Origin of the sequence: Candidatus Berkiella aquae, from assembly GCF_001431295.2 — a bacterium.
Taxonomy (GTDB): Bacteria; Pseudomonadota; Gammaproteobacteria; order Berkiellales; family Berkiellaceae; genus Berkiella; species Berkiella aquae.
Window position 1 is genome coordinate 1,297,086 of the sequence record NZ_LKAJ02000001.1, and the last position, 19,826, is coordinate 1,316,911.

General features: G+C 40.9%; 20 protein-coding genes. 9 read left to right on the top strand and 11 right to left on the bottom strand.

Annotated features, from left to right (window positions below; genetic code table 11):
• The first annotated feature begins 12 nt into the window (after nt 1–12).
• On the top strand, nt 13–1,179 hold the full coding sequence (locus tag HT99x_RS05910; protein ID WP_075066191.1) for an alpha/beta hydrolase: 1,167 nt from the start codon (nt 13–15) through the stop codon (nt 1,177–1,179).
• Here the strand turns inward: HT99x_RS05910 and HT99x_RS05915 are convergent, their stop codons facing one another.
• The 6 genes from HT99x_RS05915 to metG form a co-directional block, all read right to left on the bottom strand.
• Complete coding sequence (locus HT99x_RS05915; RefSeq protein ID WP_075066192.1) at nt 1,180–2,976, bottom strand: hypothetical protein; 1,797 nt, start codon at nt 2,974–2,976, stop codon at nt 1,180–1,182. It lies immediately after the preceding gene.
• Between the two features lie 125 nt (nt 2,977–3,101).
• Nucleotides 3,102–3,926: a sugar nucleotide-binding protein gene (locus tag HT99x_RS05920; protein ID WP_158003379.1), complete on the bottom strand. Its 825-nt coding sequence runs from the start codon at nt 3,924–3,926 to the stop codon at nt 3,102–3,104.
• A 94-nt stretch (nt 3,927–4,020) separates the two neighbouring features.
• Nucleotides 4,021–4,446, bottom strand: a complete 426-nt coding sequence (locus HT99x_RS05925; RefSeq protein WP_075066194.1) for a DUF1841 family protein — start codon at nt 4,444–4,446, stop codon at nt 4,021–4,023.
• Nucleotides 4,447–4,448: 2 nt separating this feature from the next.
• The gene (gene nth, locus HT99x_RS05930) at nt 4,449–5,081 is read right to left on the bottom strand and encodes an endonuclease III (protein ID WP_075066195.1); all 633 of its coding nucleotides are present in this window, start codon (nt 5,079–5,081) and stop codon (nt 4,449–4,451) included.
• Nucleotides 5,078–5,467: an RnfABCDGE type electron transport complex subunit B gene (locus tag HT99x_RS05935; RefSeq protein ID WP_075066196.1), complete on the bottom strand. Its 390-nt coding sequence runs from the start codon at nt 5,465–5,467 to the stop codon at nt 5,078–5,080. Before HT99x_RS05935 ends, nth begins: the two co-directional genes overlap by 4 nt.
• Nucleotides 5,467–7,524, bottom strand: coding sequence for a methionine--tRNA ligase (metG, locus tag HT99x_RS05940; protein ID WP_075066197.1), 2,058 nt, complete (start codon nt 7,522–7,524; stop codon nt 5,467–5,469). The genes HT99x_RS05935 and metG overlap by 1 nt, the downstream gene beginning before the upstream one ends.
• A 127-nt stretch (nt 7,525–7,651) precedes the next feature.
• Between metG and apbC the strand changes: the two genes are divergently transcribed.
• Both apbC and dcd read left to right on the top strand, forming a co-directional pair.
• Nucleotides 7,652–8,731 (top strand): iron-sulfur cluster carrier protein ApbC, encoded by a 1,080-nt coding sequence (gene apbC / locus HT99x_RS05945; protein ID WP_075066198.1) that lies wholly within the window; start codon nt 7,652–7,654, stop codon nt 8,729–8,731.
• Between the two features lie 21 nt (nt 8,732–8,752).
• Nucleotides 8,753–9,319 carry a dCTP deaminase gene (dcd, locus tag HT99x_RS05950; protein WP_075066199.1) on the top strand — a complete coding sequence of 189 codons (567 nt, stop codon included), beginning with the start codon at nt 8,753–8,755 and terminating at the stop codon, nt 9,317–9,319.
• Nucleotides 9,320–9,365: 46 nt separating this feature from the next.
• Here the strand turns inward: dcd and HT99x_RS05955 are convergent, their stop codons facing one another.
• From HT99x_RS05955 to purM, 5 genes are read right to left on the bottom strand one after another with little or no spacing between them, the layout of a single operon-like run.
• Nucleotides 9,366–10,331, bottom strand: coding sequence for an Lpg1974 family pore-forming outer membrane protein (locus tag HT99x_RS05955; protein ID WP_075066200.1), 966 nt, complete (start codon nt 10,329–10,331; stop codon nt 9,366–9,368).
• Nucleotides 10,332–10,349: 18 nt separating this feature from the next.
• A complete protein-coding gene (locus HT99x_RS05960) occupies nt 10,350–10,625 on the bottom strand; it encodes a hypothetical protein (RefSeq protein WP_075066201.1) in 276 nt (91 codons plus the stop codon).
• 27 nt (nt 10,626–10,652) lie between these two features.
• Nucleotides 10,653–11,417, bottom strand: a complete 765-nt coding sequence (locus HT99x_RS05965) for a DUF3108 domain-containing protein (protein ID WP_075066202.1) — start codon at nt 11,415–11,417, stop codon at nt 10,653–10,655.
• A gap of 8 nt (nt 11,418–11,425) precedes the next feature.
• Nucleotides 11,426–12,100, bottom strand: a complete 675-nt coding sequence (gene purN, locus HT99x_RS05970; protein ID WP_075066203.1) for a phosphoribosylglycinamide formyltransferase — start codon at nt 12,098–12,100, stop codon at nt 11,426–11,428.
• A complete protein-coding gene (gene purM, locus HT99x_RS05975; protein ID WP_075066204.1) occupies nt 12,090–13,130 on the bottom strand; it encodes a phosphoribosylformylglycinamidine cyclo-ligase in 1,041 nt (346 codons plus the stop codon). Before purM ends, purN begins: the two co-directional genes overlap by 11 nt.
• Before the next feature lie 142 nt (nt 13,131–13,272).
• Here purM and HT99x_RS05980 point away from each other — a divergent pair, with 142 nt between their 5' ends.
• From HT99x_RS05980 to HT99x_RS06005, 6 genes are all read left to right on the top strand, one after another.
• Nucleotides 13,273–14,331, top strand: coding sequence for a DUF8605 domain-containing protein (locus HT99x_RS05980; protein ID WP_075066205.1), 1,059 nt, complete (start codon nt 13,273–13,275; stop codon nt 14,329–14,331).
• Between the two features lie 18 nt (nt 14,332–14,349).
• Nucleotides 14,350–15,405, top strand: a complete 1,056-nt coding sequence (locus tag HT99x_RS05985) for an AI-2E family transporter (RefSeq protein ID WP_075066206.1) — start codon at nt 14,350–14,352, stop codon at nt 15,403–15,405.
• The gene (hda, locus tag HT99x_RS05990) at nt 15,398–16,108 is read left to right on the top strand and encodes a DnaA regulatory inactivator Hda (RefSeq protein WP_075066207.1); all 711 of its coding nucleotides are present in this window, start codon (nt 15,398–15,400) and stop codon (nt 16,106–16,108) included. Before HT99x_RS05985 ends, hda begins: the two co-directional genes overlap by 8 nt.
• A gap of 188 nt (nt 16,109–16,296) precedes the next feature.
• A complete protein-coding gene (locus HT99x_RS05995; protein ID WP_200957119.1) occupies nt 16,297–17,022 on the top strand; it encodes a hypothetical protein in 726 nt (241 codons plus the stop codon).
• Between the two features lie 132 nt (nt 17,023–17,154).
• Nucleotides 17,155–18,321 (top strand): hypothetical protein, encoded by a 1,167-nt coding sequence (locus tag HT99x_RS06000; protein WP_075066209.1) that lies wholly within the window; start codon nt 17,155–17,157, stop codon nt 18,319–18,321.
• Between the two features lie 472 nt (nt 18,322–18,793).
• The gene (locus tag HT99x_RS06005) at nt 18,794–19,822 is read left to right on the top strand and encodes a hypothetical protein (RefSeq protein WP_075066210.1); all 1,029 of its coding nucleotides are present in this window, start codon (nt 18,794–18,796) and stop codon (nt 19,820–19,822) included.
• The last annotated feature ends 4 nt before the right edge of the window (nt 19,823–19,826 follow it).

The following is a 19,826-nucleotide window of genomic DNA, read 5'->3' on the forward strand; positions in this document are numbered from 1 at the left end:
TTGGATAGCTTTATGATTCTACGTAACTTAATTGGCCATACCATTTCACAAATCATCATGCCGTCACAAATTATTCATGCTTCTATACGGCCCCCTCATTCGCATGCCAATAAGAAGAAAACCGTTGGTGATCTGAGGATATATCAATATCCTGATAAAAATTTTAATATCAATGCTGATACGAAAATCATTATCCATGCCTTTGGTAATGGGGATTGCGCTGAAATTCATGATTCTGAATTACAAGAATTAACGAATAAGTATGCCAATAAAAATGTGGTTGTTGTTGGTATGAATTTTAGAAACGTGAGCAATAGTCGCGGTAAACCTTCCTCAGAAAAGGATTGGATTGAAGATGTGGTTTCGATTGTTGATCATTATCGTGGCAAAGGTGCACCTTTAAAAAATATCCTTTTGAAGGGACATTCTTTAGGGGGGGCTATCATGACGATGGCTGCAGCAAAAATATTCGCTGATGAACTCGCCAAATTAAAACAAACAACCCCTAATCCAAGTAAAGAAGCAATCAATAATTGCGCACCTCGTTTATTTAATAATCGTTCTTTTTCAACCCTTGCAGACGAAGTGATGATCAGCATTTTGGGGAAAACAGGGACGGGGGCAATAGCTGCCGTGTTTGTGGGATTAATGAGTTTAGCTTTTTTGACTATTGCTAATGCGGCCTTATTGGGGGTTGGATTATTTACCGTTAATTGGATTTTCCCGTCACTAGCTGAGTTTATTATGCGCCCTGCTTTGGATCTGACTTTATGGTTAACCTTTGGCAGAATGGATGCTTTAAGTGCTTATAAATCGCTTCCCGAAGAAGTGAAAGATTGTGTGATTGCTAAAGATGATCTGGTTATTCGAGAAAGAGCAACCATTCATTATCGATTGAAAAATCATCGGTCCCAACAAAAGCAGTTATTAAGAAAAGGGATACAAGAAGCTCGCGATGATGCAGAAAAAACCCCATTGAAAAAACGCCTTCGTGATATTAAAGATTCTAAATTATGTTTTGAAGTAAACGGTGGGCTATCCATTGGCGCACATAACCATCCTTTAGAAATGTTGCATACCTATCATAAATTGCGAGGTGGTGCGCATTCTCAGCGACGCCAAATTTCAGGCGCACAAGTGATGGAAAATAAGTGTAAAAGATTACTTAAAATATCGTAATTAACGTAAGCGATGGCGTCTTTGAGTTGTCTTTACCTCGGTCAATTTTTCAAGATCGCATTTTTCTTGAGAAGTTTCTTTATGTTGGCGATACATAGGATTTAATTGTTCGCCATAATAAGAATCGATGACAGAAAAGCCTAAGCACTTCATGACGTCTTCGTTGTGCACACGTTCTCTTTGTTGCTCATACAAATCATTATACAAACTGATCACGATGCCGTGCCCTGAAAATGAAGCAAGTTCTTTAGGGATTTCGGGATTAACAACCAAGTTACCTTGGATTTGTTGCCAAACATCTAAGAATGAAAAACCGTTGGCGCCTTTTCGTTGCGCATTTCGAATAAGTGAATTGGGTCCCGGAGCAAAGGGGAGTTGTAGTATACGGGCAAGAGCGGGATCTAAATCTAAAACGGCATTAAAAGCTTCTCGAGAAGTCGCTGCTGCCCACAAGAAACGTGCATTCATTACATACACATAGGCTAAGTAAAGATCTTCACCTAGAAGCCAATCCATCTTATCTTTTAAGGGCTTGCGTGTTGCCACGTCAGGACTGTCATAACATTGCTTAAGATCTTGATAATATTGCCAGCTAGGAAAAAATATATGAGCCGTTTCCTTCATTTTTTCTTTTAGTAACGGATCGGCTTGAATCATTTTGGCAATTTGATATTCCAGTAAATTTTCTTTTTCAAAGGATGGCAGTGCCCATGGATTATGGGGTGAGCGTTTCATTTCGGTTTTCAGTGCTATATGCGCCTCAAATAGGGGATGATCATGATCAATTGGCTTATTCTGATTATCAATACCCATACATAATAACATCAACTGTAACAAACTAGATTGATAATACGAATGCTGTTCAGATTCAGCTGGCAAATACCGATATTTAAAACCTATCTCATAACCTAATCGTGAATCTGTCGTGTAAAAAAGATTCGTATGCGTTGGTAAACTAAAGTATGCCTTTTGCGACGGCGATAATCGATAGAAGCGGTAATGCTGCTTGGATGTGGGAAAATAAGGGCCTAAATCTGTTTGGAAAGAGGGGCTACTGCTGTAGAGTGGGCTACTCACAAATTGCCTAGCAATACTTTCAGAAGTGTCTTTGATTGATTCAACATATTCACCGAAAGTACGTTGCCAAGAAGAGTGAGTTGAAGGTGCCTCATTAACGACAGTTGCGTTTTCACGAACCATCGTACTCTCAGGAACAATGCCTAAAGCAATATCCCAGTTACCATTATCGATATCTTCTTGAGAATTAACTTCTGTCAATTGATTATAATCTTGTTGGTCTGGATCATAGGCAATCGCTTTGCCTTCATGCCAAAAAAGAGGCAGCGTTGTAAAAGCACTGTCAACATGTTTAAACCCCATGTCAACGGGTAAAGTACTAGCATCAGTAAAATTAAATGGGACCATTTGTGTGCGAGCATAGTTTTCGATTGGATTGTACGTATTGTTATAGGCATTACCATTTTTATCATACACATGCCCACTGATAATTCCCTCTTTTAACATAGCTTTTTGGTATTCACCAAATGGCGTATCTATTGCCCGTTTCATTGCAAGTTCCCATTCTTTTGTCCATAAAAAAGTTTGGGCTAACCATTGTCGCTTATTATACCAATGAGCATCTTTGTCAAGATCGAGATCTTTATGGTTTTCTAATGACGTGGAGCGTAATTGCTGCAAAATAGCTAAATTAATATATGGTATATTATGGCAACTGTTATCAGTTTGCTGTGCAAAAGAGTACGCGGCAGGTTTGTGTGAAGGTCCTTCGCTTGACATACAATATATTACCCATGAACTGGTTATTCTATGTATGTGTGACAAATTTAATAAAAATAAGTTGCAGAGTATCGTGTAATTACAAATATCTACAAAGAAAAAATCGCATATTCACAGATGCAACACTAGAAAATAGAAGTCAATTGATATCCTTCTTGGTAGCTTGGAAATTGTAATGGATAGCCTAATCCGAGTAATCGTTGATTAGAACAACGCTTATTACTATTTTGTAAACGAGAGGGGATGTCAGAACCCATGATGGGAGTCGGAGCATTGAATTGTTTAGCTAGCCAGAGCAGCATGTCATTATAAAGGGTTGGGGTGCTATCAACCCCTAAGATGAGAGAAGGACAGGCAGGATGGTTCGCTAGATAATATAAAGATCCCACACAATCGTTAACATGAATCCGATTGGTATAACAAGGAATGGGTGTTAATGTAGCATGGCCTTGGCAAATTTTATCTAAAAGCTGTGTACGATGAGGTCCATAGATCCCGGCAAAGCGAACAATCACATGATCAAGTCCACTCTCTTGTACCTTTTGTTCACCTTCTAATAAACATTGCCCACTAAAATGCAGTGGTTTCGTGATGGTATTCTCATCAACCCACTCTCCTTGATTTTGACCATAAACAGCAGTACTTGAGATATAGAGCATGCGAGTGCCAGGATGGGTAGGAACTTGTTTCAGTAAATGCGAAACCCCTGCTACATAAGCATGCTGATAAGCCTCGTTGCTCGCATTATCAGCAGAGACTAAATAAAATATGCGATCAAAGGGGGCGAGATCTCTTAAAGAGATTTTTGTTACATCACCCAGTAGATTATGAATGCCTGGGAGATTGACAGAGTGGCGTTGTAAGGCATAAACCGAGGCACCGCTTTGTAAATACTGAGTAGCCAGCATTTTCCCTACATAACCACAACCGACAATTAAAATACGTTGCATGTTTCTTCCTATTCTCATTTTTAACCTCTCCCTTAGGGAGAGGTCGACACACGAAGTGTGACGGGTGAGGGGAGCAATAATTAGAGGGCAATACCTACAACAACCGCCGAATCGCTTTTAAATAGAGTTGTTCATTGGCCGCTTCATCTCTTTCGAAACTGTATTTCAACACATTTGCTAAGCAGGCCATGATTTTATGCTCAGTTTCTGTTCTATCACCAATCTTTTTCAATAGTTGCTGATAAAGCTTACGAATACCACCAGGACGATTCGCAGAGATTTGTTCTAACACCGTCACATGTAAAGCGAGATGGAAGAAAGGATTATGATCCAGTTGAAATTTTTCATCTTGCAATGAATGGAAATTCTTAGGATCATCAAAAATAGGGTGATATTCGGGGTGTCGTTGAATGACATCAACGATCATCGCTTCCAAGGGAGATAAGGGTAATTTTTCTTGCTCTTTTTGCCAAGCATCAAAATACACTTTTCTTAAACTACTGGGATCATTATTTTCCATGGTTATAAATTCTTTTCTGGGTATTCACATAAATCATTAATAAGACATTCGCCACATTTAGGTTTTCGAGCGACACAAATATAGCGGCCATGCAGAATCAACCAATGATGGGCATGTTGATGATAAGCAAGTGGAATTGTTTTAAGGAGTTGTTTCTCTACTTCAAGAGGCGTTTTCCCCTTTGCTAATCCAATACGATTGGCTACGCGAAAAATATGCGTATCGATAGCAATCGTATGATGACCAAAAGCGGTATTTAAAATCACATTGGCGGTTTTTCGGCCAACCCCAGGCAATGCTTCAAGAGCTTCTCGTGTTTGCGGTATTTTTGAATGATGTTTATCAATTAAGATCTGGCAAGTTTTAATAATATTTTGCGCCTTGGCATTGTAAAGCCCAATGGTTTTAATATATTTTTTTAAGCCTTCTTCACCTAGTTTAAGTATTTTCTCGGGGGTATTGGCTTTGGCGAATAGAGGGCCAGTTGCTTTATTGACACTCACATCGGTTGCCTGGGCTGATAAAATAACCGCAATCAGTAACTCAAAATCACTTTGATAATTAAGTTCTGTTGTTGGGGTTGGGTCAACCTTTGCAAAGCGTTTAAAAATAGCTTCACATTTTTGCTTATTCACCAGGAAAACTCCTGCTTTTTGGCTTTAGCGCGTGCAAGCGTCGCTGCTAATATATCTTTAGCTTGGTTTGATGCTTGTAAATCTGCAGCTCTCTTTTGTGCCTCTTGTTGTTCAAGCCGAGTTTTTCTGACTTGATGTTGTTTTTTTGCTGCTTTAGCTTGATTGAGACGATCTTCTGCGCTCATCTCAAGCGTTTCTAAACGGATACATTGCACAGGGCAAGGCGGCAAACATAAATTGCAGCCAATACAATAGTCACTTAGCACGGTATGTAATTGTTGTGTTGCCCCAACGATAGCATCGACGGGGCAAACCGCTAAACATTTTGTGCAACCAATACACGTTGCTTCATCAATGACGGCAATGTGGTAGGTTTTGTCAGACATTACTTAACTCGCATGCCAGGTTGTGCACCGGTATGGGGTTCTAAAATCCATAAATCTTTGCCACCAGGACCTGCAGCTAAAACCATGCCTTGCGAGAGGCCAAAGCGCATTTGTCTTGGCGCTAAATTAGCGACCATGACCGTTAGCTTGCCGATGAGATCTTCGGGTTGATAGGCTGATTTAATGCCAGCAAAGACTTGGCGATTTTCTGTGCCAATATCTAAGGTGAGTTTTAATAATTTTTCAGCGCCTTCAACGTGTTCGGCATGCGCAATTTTAGCGATTCGTAAATCAATTTTTGCAAAATCATCATAAGTAATTTCAGCAGCGATAGGATCAAGATTGCTTGCTTTGCTATCAGTTGCTGCCAGATCGGCTGGCTGGGTAGGTTCTGTTGAGCTCATGCTTACTTTTCCTTTCTCTAACATCTGGTCAATCTGTTTTGGATCGATACGTTGAATTAATGGTTGATAGGGGTTAATTGTGTGTGCCAGTAAAGGGGTTTTTCGATCGTCCCATGTGAGGGGGGCAATATTGAAGAAAGACTCTACATTCGCAACTAATTGCGGTAAAACCGGTTTTAAGTAAAGACTTAATAAGCGAAAGCAATTTAACCCCATAGTACAAACTGGTTGTACTTTGGCAAGCGTCTCTTGGTTTTTAGCTAATTCCCAAGGTTTTTGGCTATCAACATATTGATTTGCTAAATCGGCTAATCCCATGATTTCACGAATGGCGCGATGATAGTGTCTTGCAAGGAAGGCTTCTTGAATACTTTCTCCTGCTTCACTAAAACGTTGGAATAAGGTATTGTCGTCCAAGGTATTCGCTAATTTTCCATCAAAATGTTTGCTAATGAACCCAGCGCAGCGACTTGCAATATTGACAAATTTACCGACTAAATCAGAATTTACCCGTTGGGTGAAATCGTTTAAATTTAAATCGATATCATCAATGCCATCGCCAAGTTTTGCGGCAAAATAATAACGTAAATATTCAGGATGCAGATGATCAAGATAACTTCTTGCGGTAATAAAGGTACCACGAGATTTTGACATTTTTTGGCCATTAATCGTTAAAAAGCCATGCGCAAAAATAGCCGTTGGGGTTCTAAAATCGCTACCGGCAAGCATCGCAGGCCAAAAAAGCGCATGAAAATACACAATATCTTTGCCGATAAAATGATATAAATCATGAGGACTATTTTTTGCCCAAAAATCATCGAATTTAACGTTAGGTTGCTTTTCGCACCAGTTTTTAAAACTAGCCATGTAGCCAATGGGGGCATCCATCCACACATAAAAATATTTATTGGTGGTTTCAGGAATGGGAAAACCAAAATAGGGTCCATCACGTGAGATATCCCATTGTCTTAAACCTGCTTCAAACCATTCTTGCAGCTTATTGGCAATTTGGGGTTGAAAATGTTCTTGTTGGGTCCACTGCTGTAACAGTTCAGTATAGTTTTCTAATTTGAAAAAATAATGTTCGCTTGAGCGTTCTTCTGGTTTGGCTCCCGATACGACAGAAATTGGGTTCTTTAACTCGGTAGGGCTATAGGTTGCGCCACAGACTTCACAACTATCGCCATATTGATCTTTTGCGCCGCATTTAGGGCATTCGCCTTTGACATAACGATCGGGCAGGAACATATTTTTCACTGGATCGTAGGCTTGTGTCACTTCTTTGGTGGTGATATCCCCTCTTGCTTTTAAGCGCTGATAAACCTTTGCTGAAAGTTCCTGATTTTCAGGGGAATGCGTGGTATAAAAATTATTGAAAGCAACATGAAATGCAGCAAAATCGGCTTTATGTTCAGCGTGAATCTGACTAACCAAATTTTCGGGTGTGATACCTAATTTTTCTGCTTGTAGCATAATCGGGGTGCCATGCGCATCGGAGCCACAAATATGAATGCACTGATTCCCCATTAAAAGCTGCCATCTCACCCAGATATCACTTTGGATATACTCAACCATATGGCCAAGATGCAAGGGGCCGTTAGCATAGGGTAATGCACTGGTGACCAAGATCTGGCGGTTAGGGGTGTTAGGCATTGGATTGCTTTCCTTAACGAGTGAATATATAGGCGCAAAAGTATACCTTTTTGCCGGGCCTTATGCACACTTTCATGGTAAACTATCGCTCGTTATTCAGGCCGTAGAAAGATGAGGATAGACTGAAATGATTGCGCCTTTGCCTTCACAAGTAACTGCTGTTTTGGGGACGGTCGTCGACCCTTACTTAGGCAATGATTTGGTTAACGCGAAAATCATCCAAGAGATTGCGATTCAAGAGAGCAGCATTAACTTGAAGCTGCTTTACCCTTACCCCGTCGGGCCACGAATTTCTGAATTAAAACAGTCAATTAGCGCATTACTGGCCCGTCACTGGCCTGATCATCCCTTATCTTTACAGGTCAATTGGAAAATTCGTCGTCATCGCGCACAAAAAGGAATCAAGCAAAAGTCAGTTATCAAAAATATTATTGCGGTCGCATCAGGTAAAGGCGGGGTAGGTAAGTCTACGGTTGCGGTTAACCTTGCTGCTGCACTTCATGGCTTGGGCGCTAAAGTTGCCTTATTGGATGCGGATATCTATGGCCCCAGCCAGCCACGTATGTTAGGTAAACAAGATAATAAAGCGCTCACCCGAGATAAAAAGCTTATCCCCGTCGATAGCTTTGGTATTCAATCCATTTCAATGGGTTATTTGGTAGATGAAGAAAATGCCATGATTTGGCGTGGCCCGATGGTGAGCAGCGCTTTACAGCAACTGTTGAATGAAACCGCATGGCAAGAATGTGATTATCTGATTATCGATTTACCCCCCGGTACTGGCGATATTCAATTGACGATGGCACAAAAAATTCCTATCAGCGGCGCGGTGGTCGTGACAACGCCGCAAGATATTGCCTTATTAGATGCAAAAAAAGCTTACCGTATGTTTGAAAAAGTGGAAGTGCCTGTCTTAGGGATAGTCGAAAATATGAGTTGGCATGAATGTGAAAAATGTCATCATCATGAGGCTATCTTTGGTGAGGGCGGAGCACAAAACATGGCGCAAGCCTTCAATGTACCGTTGTTAGCAAAGCTACCCCTGGTAAAACAAGTGCGAATGCAAGGTGATAGTGGTATGCCCATTGTGGTTGCAGCACCTGATAGTGAAACGGCTAAACCTTATTGGACAATGGCTTATGAAGTGGCTGCTAAATTAGCTTTGCGAGAAGTTGATTACACTGCTGCAACACTCGAAATTATATAAAATCATTAAAGGATAAAAACAATGCCGATTAAATCCGATAAATGGATCAAAAAAATGGCGATGGAACATGGCATGATTGAGCCATTTGTTGCGGGCCAAGTACGCTATGTTGCGGGTCAAAAAATTGTTTCTTATGGCACATCCAGTTACGGTTATGATGTGCGTTGTGCTAATGAATTTAAAATTTTCACCAATATCCATTCAACCATTGTTGATCCGAAAAATTTTGATGAAAACAGCTTTGTTGATGTGGTTGGCGATACTTGTATTATTCCGCCCAATTCTTTTGCTTTAGCGCGCACCGTGGAATATTTTCGTATTCCCCGCAATATATTAACCATCTGCTTAGGTAAATCGACCTATGCTCGCTGTGGGATAATTGTGAATGTCACCCCCTTAGAACCCGAATGGGAAGGGCATGTGACCTTGGAATTTTCAAATACGACGCCATTGCCTGCTAAAATTTACGCAAACGAAGGTGTTGCGCAAATGCTCTTCTTAGAATCAGATGAAGTGTGTGAAACATCTTATTTAGATCGTGGCGGGAAGTATCAAGGGCAAAAAGGCGTTACGTTACCCATTACCTAATCAAAGAAATGAGTAGACATGATGTATCATGTCTACTCAAGCAGCCTTAAAGCGCAACTGTCACATTGACGTAAGGACCACGATAGGAGAAGCTATTGGTTGCAATGTCATTGATTTTTTGACCTGCGCCAAGCGCTCCTGATTGCGCTAGAATAAGATCCATCGCATTAATATATTCCCCTACTTGATAACCGCCTTCAATCGTTGCAGTCGATTCATTGCAAAAAGTATAACGGTAATTAAGACCGAGATTACCTTTTACATTATGCACAATGCGATCGAGTTTAGGAGAAGTGAAAATTTCATTTGTGCTAAAACGTAACTGCGATCCGGAATTAATTTTACCCACGATTGGTGAATATTCAAAATTACCGACAAAATTAAAGCATTTCCAAAGATTGTAGCTACTATCAACACCAAAGATAGGGCCAAAACCACTAAAATGGCTTTTTACTTTGCCGATTAAGAATAAAAGCTGATGGTCGAGTTTGGCATAACGTAAACCCACGGTTGGTTTAAATGAGAATTTGCCAGAACCTTCACGGTAGGTTCGGCCAAATTTTAAATCAACTTGATCAAGCTTATAAACCAAGTTGGCATCACTCACAAAAGTGGGGCCAGGAACAGAAAGATTGAAGAAAACACTACCAAACGAAGTTGCATCGGTAGGTTCATTCAAAGCATGGGTATGATTATCTAAATGAAAATAACGAGCTTCAATGTTGTCAGCCGAGCAAGGCAAATTATAACCTAGAATAATTTCACCTTCGACATCATGCGATGGATTAAAAGGTTTGCTAAAAGCGGTTGAACCGTTAATTGCATATTGCCAACTATCGGAAACTTGGCCAACACCCGTTTCAGAAGGTTTAACATAAAACCCGGTTAATCCAAGGTAAGGATGTCCTGCTTGTTTGTTACAAGCATAAAGGCCGCAGGATTGATGCGCAAATACCGAGGGCGTTAAACCAATACTGATTAAAGAGCTTAAAATAGGAAGTAGTTTTTTCATAAAATATCCTTTCTTACACTAGGTGAGTGGTTGACTTGAAACCGATTCATTGCCGTAGAAAGAGTGAAATAATTCTATTGAACCTAAAATAAGCCAAGTTGCAGTTGTCGTAGGAATCACGCTTGCACTAAGGAATAATAAACCTTCTGCAAGAGAGAAAATGTTATAGGACATATAATAACCGAGCAGACCCGCTAAAGCGGCTCCGCCGCTAGTGAAGCCAAGCACATCCCAGTTACTATAACCATCACCACCGTGGATGAATAATAATTCCGTTGTCTGTAGTTCACGCATGATTATTCCCTTAATCGATGGTGATGTTTACCCTTGAGTGCCTTCTTGGTGAAGTTGAGGGACAAAAGATAAAATTTCACCTCCTGCAACCACTTTTCCTTGACGTTTTTGCATCATCTTAACAGGTGTGTAATCCAAAGATTTAGCGAGCCATAAAGTTGTACGATTTCCACGACGAGAAATATGCTCAACCTTAACGGTATCCATCACACCAATTTTGGTATTTAAGCGTTCATGTCCCAATATGGTAAAAGAGTAATCTTTCAATTTATCTTCTTCAGCAACCGTAAAGGTGGGGATGGCTTGTCCCATTTTTAAAGCTTGGCGTAATGAGAGGGTATGAGTGAGTTTATCTTGCACATCTTCTGGAATCGTCGTTTCCCAGGGTTCGGAGAGTTCTTTGTTGTACAGCGTATTTTGTTGCCAATTAAAAGAGACATTCCCTGATTTGCGTTTTGTCCCTTCTTGAATATTGTAGTAGTAATTATGAGGTTTAATTTTACCCTCTTGATAAGTGAAATCACTACTTTCTCGATAATTGTAAGGTAAAAAAGCTAACTGGGGAGCGGTGCGCGTTTCGAAGTGATATTGACCGTCAGAACGTCGGTGTAATTTATGAATGGATTCTCCAGCATATAAGCCGCGCCAATTGACGGTGTATCGAGCTTCGTACTCAACCAGTGGAAGTGTACTGTGAACATCGTTGTTAACAAAACCTTTAACGCTTGGACTTGCCATCCAAATAAGGATTGCGATTAATGTGCTAAAAAATATGAAATTGAGCTGTGACATTTTGTTTCTCAACTTACTATTCCTTGAGCAGAAGGTAAAGATAACTGCATGCCCTGCGGGTCTAACCGCTCTCCGTCTAATGTAACAACATTTTTTTCATTTTTTAAGCGATTTTGTGCAAACCAAGAAATCACTTGAGGATATAACCAGTGTTCGGCTTTGAAGACTCGTGCTTTGAGTGAATCTATCGTGTCATTTTCAAGGATAGAGACTCGTACTTGCGCAACAATGGGTCCTCCATCTAACTCGTCTGTGACAAAATGGATGCTCACGCCAGTTTGTGTTTCTTTAGCAGCAATGACGCGTTCGTGCGTATTCAAGCCTTTATAGTGGGGTAAAAGAGAGGGATGAATATTGAGAATCGGTGCACAGCAATCCGTAATAAAAGAGGGGGATAAAATCCTCATGAAGCCTGCGAGCGCCACAATCTTAGGTGAAAAACTAGAAATGGCTTGTTGTAAAGCCGCTTCAAATTCATCACGAGAGCTAAAATGTTGATGATCAACCGTTAAAGTGGGAATGCCGGCTTGTTCTGCACGTGTCAGGCCAAAAGCATTTTCACGATGGCTAATGACACCCACAATCTGATAGTGCGAATTATGTTGCTGAGAATCAATGAGTGCCTGCAAATTACTGCCATTACCACCAATTAATACAACAACGGGACACGGATTAGGTTTCATCTGAAAATAACACCTCATGTTCTGCGCGTTGTTTCACTTCGCCTAATACCCAGGCGGTTTCATTATGCTCACGCAATAGAGCAAGTGAAGATTCAACTTGAGTAGCGTCAACGCAAATCACCATGCCAACACCGCAATTAAAGGTGCGACGTAATTCAAATGCACTGAGATTGCCCATTTTTTGCAACCATTGAAAAATGGGAGGCAATTCCCAAGATTGGCAATCAATCCAAGCAGCACAGTGTTTGGGTAAAATTCGAGGAATATTATCGATAAAGCCACCGCCTGTGATATGCGCAGCCCCTTTGAGCAAGCCTTCTTTTGCTAATGCTAATAAGGATTGTACATAAATACGTGTGGGCGTTAACAGCGCATCGGCAAGGGTTGTATTGCCAAAAGGTTCTGAAATATTGGCTTGATGATGGTTGATAATATGGCGAATCAATGAATAGCCATTCGAATGAGGGCCACTGGACGCTAAGGCAATGAGCACATCACCAGGGTTAATGGTGCTGCCATCAATCACGGCATCTTTTTCGACAATCCCAACCGTGAATCCTGCTAAGTCATAATCGTCAGTTGCATACATACCTGGCATTTCAGCGGTTTCACCACCGATCAAAGCGGCTTTAGCCATTTGGCAGCCTTTGGCAATTCCTTCGATGACACTCGCTGCAACATCAACATCTAGTTTACCGGTTGCAAAGTAGTCAAGGAAAAATAAAGGTTCAGCGCCCATCACGACTAAATCATTCACGCACATGGCGACCAGATCGATCCCAATCGTATTGTGACGTTTCATATCAATAGCGAGTCGTAATTTAGTACCCACGCCGTCGGTTGAAGAAACTAGGACAGGTTGTCGATAAGCTTTCAGTTGGGAAAGATCAAAGCATCCCCCGAAACCTCCTAGCGCACCAAGAACGCCCGGGCGGTGTGTTGTTTTAACAATAGATTTTAATTTATCTACTAACTTATTTCCGGCGTCGATACTGACCCCAGCGGCTTCATAGGTTAATCCTTCAGACATGGCTTGACTCGTATGCGTGAAAAGGGGCTCATTTTACCTTAGGTAAGACAAATATCGGAAGCAATAACCGATACATATCGCTAGGTTGTTCAACTCTGCTACAATGCGAAGGTTCATCGATCGTAAGGAAGAAAATACCGCCATGGCTAATCGCTCCCTTGGGCTAATAATGGTTTTGTTATTGGTTGGCTTTAGCATGAGTGCAAAGGCTGCTGTCACTCCCTTGTATGAAACGACATTATCCTGTCAGTCACAAGGCGAAAGTGAACGTCAAGCACTGTTTAAACAAGGGCTTATACAAGTATTAGAAAAAGTGAGTGGCGAATCGGGGTTTGAACGAGATGAAAAAGTAAAACGAGCGCAGGAGCGCATCACCGATTATGTTGAACAATATGCCTATCAAGGTAATGAATTAAATGTGCGTTTTAGCGCTGATTTAATCAATCGATTAATGAACCAATCAGGACGTGCGATGTGGGGACAGCGTCGCCCTAATGTCATTTTATGGTTGGCAGTGGAGGAAAGTAATCAAGAGCGTCGTTTAGTGGGAGCAGAGACGGATCCTACTTTGCAATCGCAATTGGAAAAATGGGCATCAGAAAAAGGGTTGCCGTTGCTATTACCACTGATGGATTTAGAAGATGTTTCGAATGTGTCTGTAACGGATGTTTGGGGACAATTTTCCACAACACTGCAACAGGCTTCCAAGCGTTATGATGCACAGATTATTTTAGTTGCAAAACTAATTCATAATCCAGCTGCTGTAGATGGCAAACCATGGGTTGCTAATTGGCAAATGCTAACGGCGACAGAAACGCCTAGCTGGAGCGTAACTGGCCAAACTCAAGAAGAAGTGTTGATGCAAGGCATCGCAAGTACCAGCCATTATTTGATGGGGAGATTTGGTCAGAAGAGCAACTCTTTTTCTGCAACCTCAGATAAGCCTTTTTTCATTGGTGTCGATAATGTGCAAAATGGGAATGATTATACTAATGTTGAAAAATATCTTATGAATCTTGCTCCAGCCAATGCGGTTAATATTCGACGAATTGATGGTTTATTAGCGGTTTTTGAAATTACACCACGTGACGGTAATGGCAGAGAAGCTTTCTTGCAAGCGTTACAATTTGAACGTCATTTTCCAAGAATGCAGGATGAAGTAACCTCAGAAGTTGATTTAATTGTTCGTTGGACGCCTTAAAAGGGCTAGGGATTTACGATGACGATTCAACAGGCAATTTTTGGTTTAATCACTTTATTGTGCCTGTTAATCATTGGTTGGCTAACCTATTCTTTATCGCCCGTATTAATGCCATTTTTAGTTGCTGCATTTTTAGCTTATTTAACCGATCCTTTGGTCGAGAAGCTGAGTAATGGCAAATATAAAATTCCGCGAACGGTAACCGTTGTTGGTGTTTTTCTTATCGTCATAGCTATTGTGCTGGTTGTGTTGCTATTTTTGGTTCCTGCATTACAGCATCAGATTGTTGCATTAATGGCCAATCTTCCAGAAATGATTGATGTGGTACAACAATCTTTGATTCCACAATTAGAAAGTTTGGGCATTAAACCCGAAGATATTAGTTTAAATGCACTCAAAGATGCCGTGAAATCGCATGCTACACAGGCAACGCAAGTTGCTAAATGGCTCTGGAAAACCTTGTTCCAATCAAGCCTTGCAATGATACATATTGCGATGAATATACTAATAGTATTGGTTGCCTCCTTTTACTTATTGCGAGATTGGCGCCAGATTTTAAAATCTTGTCAGAGTATTTTACCTAAAAAGCTGGCTCCCACGATTGTCCGTTTAGCAAAGCAGTGTGATAGCGTTTTAGCGACTTTTGTACGCGGTCAATTAACGGTAATGGTTTGTTTAGGTGTCTTGTACGGGGTTGGTTTAGCACTGATTGGTGTTAATTTCTCTTTATTATTAGGTATGGGGGCAGGAATATTGAGCATTGTGCCCTACCTTGGAAGTATCGTTGGGTTAGGTGCTGCTTTAATCGTTGCCTACCTGCAATTTGATACTTTGTTACCTATTATTGGGGTGTTGGTTGTTTTTGGTATTGGTCATCTTTTAGAAGGCATGGTTTTAACGCCGATTTTAATCGGTGACAAACTAGGATTACATCCTGTTGTGGTTATTTTTGCCGTTTTAGCCGGTGGGCAGTTGTTAGGATTGGTTGGTGTGATTTTAGCGCTGCCTATTACAGCCATGTTGGTTGTTCTTGTACGTGAATTGATCGCGGCAGGGGGGCAGCTGAGTGGTTGAAAAAGATCTCGCAAGCGCACAACAGTTAGCATTAGGTTTAACATTAAGAGATGATTGCACCCTCGAAACTTATTATCCGGGAGATAATGAGCAAGCACTCAATTCAGTCAAACAGATAGCAAGAGGGATCGGTGAGCCCTTTATCTATTTATGGGGGCGCCAGGGAGTAGGGCGAACGCATTTATTACAAGGTGCTTGTCATTATGCGAACCGCTTTAATCGAACGGCTTTTTATTTATCACTTGCCGCTCCTTCAGCTCATATTAAAATGTTAGATGATTTGGAGCGTATTGATCTTATCTGTATTGATGATGTCGATGCTAAAAGTGGCGATCCTAAATGGGAAGAAGCTTTATTTTATCTTTTTAATCGTGTGCGAGCCGCTTCACATCGCTTGTTGATGGCGGCGGATGTGGCGCCAAAGTTGTTACCGATAAAACTAGCCGATTTGCAATCTCGTTTGACCTGGGGAATTACCTATCAATTACATCCATTAGATGATGAACAATTGTTGGCAGCCCTGCAATTACGAGCTAAGCAACGAGGACTTGAGTTGCCGCGTGAAGTAGGACTCTTTTTAATACGTCGTTGTGTACGAACCATGCCAGAACTTTATGAAATGCTGGCAAGTCTTGATCAAGCTTCTTTAGTGGCAAAGCGCCGTTTAACCATTCCTTTCGTAAAAGAAGTGTTAGCACTTTAATCACCTTCTTTAAATAGATGTATTTTGCATTTGTGTGCATATCAATATATAAGTTAGCCGTTCGTCTGTTTACAGCTACCTTTGGGGTTGATCTTAGTTTAGTTTCAAAATATAATCGCCGGACTTTGTTTAGTTAAGTTAACAAATAAACTTTGATACAGAATTTTTCCACAAGAGGTAGTACTACTATGAAATACGTTAATGAATACACCGTAGGCGGCGTTAGCGTCGCAGCCTTAACTGCAGCGGGCGTTTATTTTTCTAAAGCTGCTGTATTAACCGTTCCTCACGTTGCAGGAATTGCGTTATTGTCAACAGCTGCAGTTGCCGGCGTTTATGCTGCATTTTTAGGCGCTCAAGCGGTTTATAACTACTTCACAGCACCTACTGCAGAAGTTACAAACACTGAAGACAAAAAGCCAGAAGGCCCACGTCGTTCAGCACGTATTGCTGCGCAAAATGCTAAAAAAGCTGAAAACACCGCTGACAAAACTGCTGATAACAAAGCGGATGCGAAAGCTGATGAAGGCATGTTTGCTGGCATCAAAAATGCTTTCAGCTCAGCTGTTAATTCAGTAAAAGGCTGGTTCAGCTCTGAAGAAAAAGCTGAAGAAGCTAAGAAAGACGCTCCTAAAGCTGACGAAGCTAAGAAAGACGCTCCTAAAGCTGACGCTAAGAAAGTTGCTCCTAAAGCTGACGCTAAGAAAGTTGCTCCTAAAGCTGACGCTAAGAAAGTTGCTCCTAAAGCGGCTGCTAAGAAAGCTGTTGCTGCTAAAGCTGCTACGAAACCTGCTCCTAAGAAAGCGGTTACCCCAGCGTTCACCGCTGCTAAGAAAGCTGCTGCTACTAAGAAGCCTGCTGCAACTGTTGCACCAGCTCCACGTCGCTCAACACGTCTTGCTGCTAGAGTGTAATAAGCGTTCAACTACACGAAAAAATGGGCCACTCGGCCCATTTTTTTTGTCTTTCGTCGTTCTTAACTATAAAAAAAAAGTTAGTTTATTTACTCTTTCCTCTGTGAATTAAAAATGTAACTGGGAATGATTATGCAACAAGTTTTACAAAATCTAAGAGAGATTGCGGGTTTAGCAACGGCAAAAGGATTGACAGAAACTGCACAACAAATTACTGCATTTGTTGCACAAATGAACGCAATTCCAGGAAACATTTCTCCTTTAATGCTTGATGTACTAACAAGAACCGTCAATGGCTTACGTGCAAAAATCGAAGGTGCAGATAGCAAATCAACGGACCAAGCACTCAAAGCTTACTGCCAAGAACTCGCACAAACCTTATTGCAATCTTACACCTTGACTAACGAAGTCATGAAAGAAGCGAAAAAATTATCTGAAGACAATCAACGAGCAAAAACTAACCAAAAATATGTTGATGAGAAAAAGAATGAAGCGTTACGCAATTTTAATCAATATCTGAGACAATTACGTCAAAATAATGAATTAAGTCTCGCACAATTATTAGCATTTAATGAGCATGTCAGAAAAATGTTAAAAAAGGATTTTGGCGTTAAAAATTTACCTAAACAACAGCAAGCCCAGCAACAGCCAGAAGCTGGTACAGACAACCCTGTTAATCTGCAAGGTATGATGTCGGCTTTTCAAGGTTTAACACAAGCTGCCACTAGCGAAGACAAAGATCGCATGAAAAACGCTGCTTCCAGTTTTATTGGCTTTCTCATAAGCATGGCTATCGAAGCATTAGCGAATGTTTGCAAAGTAATAGCACCCAGCATTTCTCCTTTTATTGGCCAGATGGCACATTTTGCCAAAGGTGCATTAAGTCAAATGTTTAATATGGGCATTGAAAAGGCTTCGGCAGCACAAACGCTTACGCCTCCAAGCGCTAATCCCGAACCTACCAAACCGGCTAAACCGAAGACGCCCAAAACGGCTTCTACCACACCTACAGCTGAATCCAATCCAGGAATTGGCGGTACATTGATGAATGCATTTAGTCAATTTATGGGTAGAAATAAAGGCGTCACCCAAACTGAACCAACTGCTGCAAAAACCAAGAAACCAAAACAAAAATCCGCTCATACCTTAACCCAAGGTTTACATGCTGCGTTCAACCATTTCGTGAACACGAAGAAAAAGCCAAAAGTGCAAACGCCAGTTGTACCTACAAAACCCGTTGTTACCGGTGGTCCCATCTTAGGGCCCGAACCACGTAAACCACGAGTTTCAGCCAAATAATATTGAATCCTCAATAAACGAATCCCCCTTGTGTGGGCCGAAAGGCCCACTTTTTTAAAATCGGCGTGAATGAGCCTCTGGCGTTGTTGACTGCGCCCATCTCACATCAGTCATGTATTACGCATACACTCCTTCTGCTCGAGGGCTTGTCGCCTAGCCAGAAACTCATTCACTTGATTTTAACATTGGTGTGAATGAGCCTCTGGCGTTGTTGACTGCGCCCATCTTCCGTCTACGCGAATGCTTCGCCGGACTACGCCGGACAAGCCAAATGTTTCTTTAATAATTTAATTAACTAAACTGTGTTTTTGGAAGGGCATTTCAAGTACCAGCGGTATATCGCTCATTTTTTGTTATATTATAAATCCTTACATGTATACTCATAACAATCGATTTTTAGGCGAGGGCGAAGTTAACAAAGCCTAAAATTTGAGTGTGAAGAGTATATTGCTTTACTTATTTGAGGATATATATGCAATTCTTAATGGAACAATGGCAAAAACCTGCTTTTCGTTATGGTTTGTTGGCAACAAGCGCTGCAATCATTGGGCTCTCAACATTAACGGGGCTTTCGCTCATGGCAATACTGGTTGCATCAAGCGGTATAGGGCTATTTTCATCAGTGATTGCTGAAGTATTTTTTTACTTTAAAAGCATTGTAGATGAAGCAAAAGGTACAATCGTTGAATTAAGAGAAACTATTCAAACTGTTAAAGAATCAGCGAAATCATTTGAAAAAGAAAAAACATTCGAAAATTTCAATAACATCTTAATTGAATTAACCAATACAGCAAAAACCTTAGAAGCAAACTTAGAAGTTGATGTCAAAAAAGGTAAAAAGCCTCTTTCCGAAACGGTTCAAGCGATGTTAACCGAATTTAAAGATGTGGCTAAAGCATTACAGAAAAATTTAGCGATTAAAAAAGGTAAAAAGCCCTTAGTTGAAACCGTAGAAGAAGCATTAACGCAATTCAAAGACACGGCTAAAAGTTTAGATGACAATTTAAAATTTGATGAGAAAAAAGGCGAAATGCCACTTTCTAAAGAATTAGGAAACACCTTAGCCGAGCTAAAAAACACTTTAGAGAAATTAGGTAAAAACTTAGAAATTAACGCAGAAGAAGGGCAACAACCCTTAGCGCAGGAGATAACCGAAGCGGTCAGTTCTATTAATGATGGTTTAGCCGTAGCAAAAACGATTTTTACCCCCCTCTCGATGTTGGCAAAGGGGTCAAAATTTGTCGGGCAAAAAGTTGGCATTATTGCACCCGATAAATCCAAACCTAACCCCAGTCCTAGCCCTACTCCTAGTCCCTGTCCTACTCCATCAGTAACCCAAAAAGCGACCGTGACAGAAATAGAAAAAGCAAAACCAACAACAACAACCAAAAAAAATGCTAACGTCACGCGAACAAAGCAGCCTCAAACTCGCTTTAAAGCAAAAGAACCCGTATTACCTAATACAGAAGTCGAGAAACAGCGCGCTAAAAAGACAATGTGATAAT

Coding starts and splice junctions, on each gene's coding strand:
- HT99x_RS05910 (WP_075066191.1), top strand. CDS start 13: ATGATTCTACGTAACTTAATTGGCCATACCATTTCACAAATCATCATG.
- HT99x_RS05915 (WP_075066192.1), bottom strand. CDS start 2,976: ATGTCAAGCGAAGGACCTTCACACAAACCTGCCGCGTACTCTTTTGCA.
- HT99x_RS05920 (WP_158003379.1), bottom strand. CDS start 3,926: ATGCAACGTATTTTAATTGTCGGTTGTGGTTATGTAGGGAAAATGCTG.
- HT99x_RS05925 (WP_075066194.1), bottom strand. CDS start 4,446: ATGGAAAATAATGATCCCAGTAGTTTAAGAAAAGTGTATTTTGATGCT.
- HT99x_RS05935 (WP_075066196.1), bottom strand. CDS start 5,467: ATGTCTGACAAAACCTACCACATTGCCGTCATTGATGAAGCAACGTGT.
- metG (WP_075066197.1), bottom strand. CDS start 7,524: ATGCCTAACACCCCTAACCGCCAGATCTTGGTCACCAGTGCATTACCC.
- apbC (WP_075066198.1), top strand. CDS start 7,652: ATGATTGCGCCTTTGCCTTCACAAGTAACTGCTGTTTTGGGGACGGTC.
- dcd (WP_075066199.1), top strand. CDS start 8,753: ATGCCGATTAAATCCGATAAATGGATCAAAAAAATGGCGATGGAACAT.
- HT99x_RS05955 (WP_075066200.1), bottom strand. CDS start 10,331: ATGAAAAAACTACTTCCTATTTTAAGCTCTTTAATCAGTATTGGTTTA.
- HT99x_RS05960 (WP_075066201.1), bottom strand. CDS start 10,625: ATGCGTGAACTACAGACAACGGAATTATTATTCATCCACGGTGGTGAT.
- HT99x_RS05965 (WP_075066202.1), bottom strand. CDS start 11,417: ATGTCACAGCTCAATTTCATATTTTTTAGCACATTAATCGCAATCCTT.
- purN (WP_075066203.1), bottom strand. CDS start 12,100: ATGAAACCTAATCCGTGTCCCGTTGTTGTATTAATTGGTGGTAATGGC.
- purM (WP_075066204.1), bottom strand. CDS start 13,130: ATGTCTGAAGGATTAACCTATGAAGCCGCTGGGGTCAGTATCGACGCC.
- HT99x_RS05980 (WP_075066205.1), top strand. CDS start 13,273: ATGGCTAATCGCTCCCTTGGGCTAATAATGGTTTTGTTATTGGTTGGC.
- HT99x_RS05985 (WP_075066206.1), top strand. CDS start 14,350: ATGACGATTCAACAGGCAATTTTTGGTTTAATCACTTTATTGTGCCTG.
- HT99x_RS05995 (WP_200957119.1), top strand. CDS start 16,297: ATGAAATACGTTAATGAATACACCGTAGGCGGCGTTAGCGTCGCAGCC.
- HT99x_RS06000 (WP_075066209.1), top strand. CDS start 17,155: ATGCAACAAGTTTTACAAAATCTAAGAGAGATTGCGGGTTTAGCAACG.
- HT99x_RS06005 (WP_075066210.1), top strand. CDS start 18,794: ATGCAATTCTTAATGGAACAATGGCAAAAACCTGCTTTTCGTTATGGT.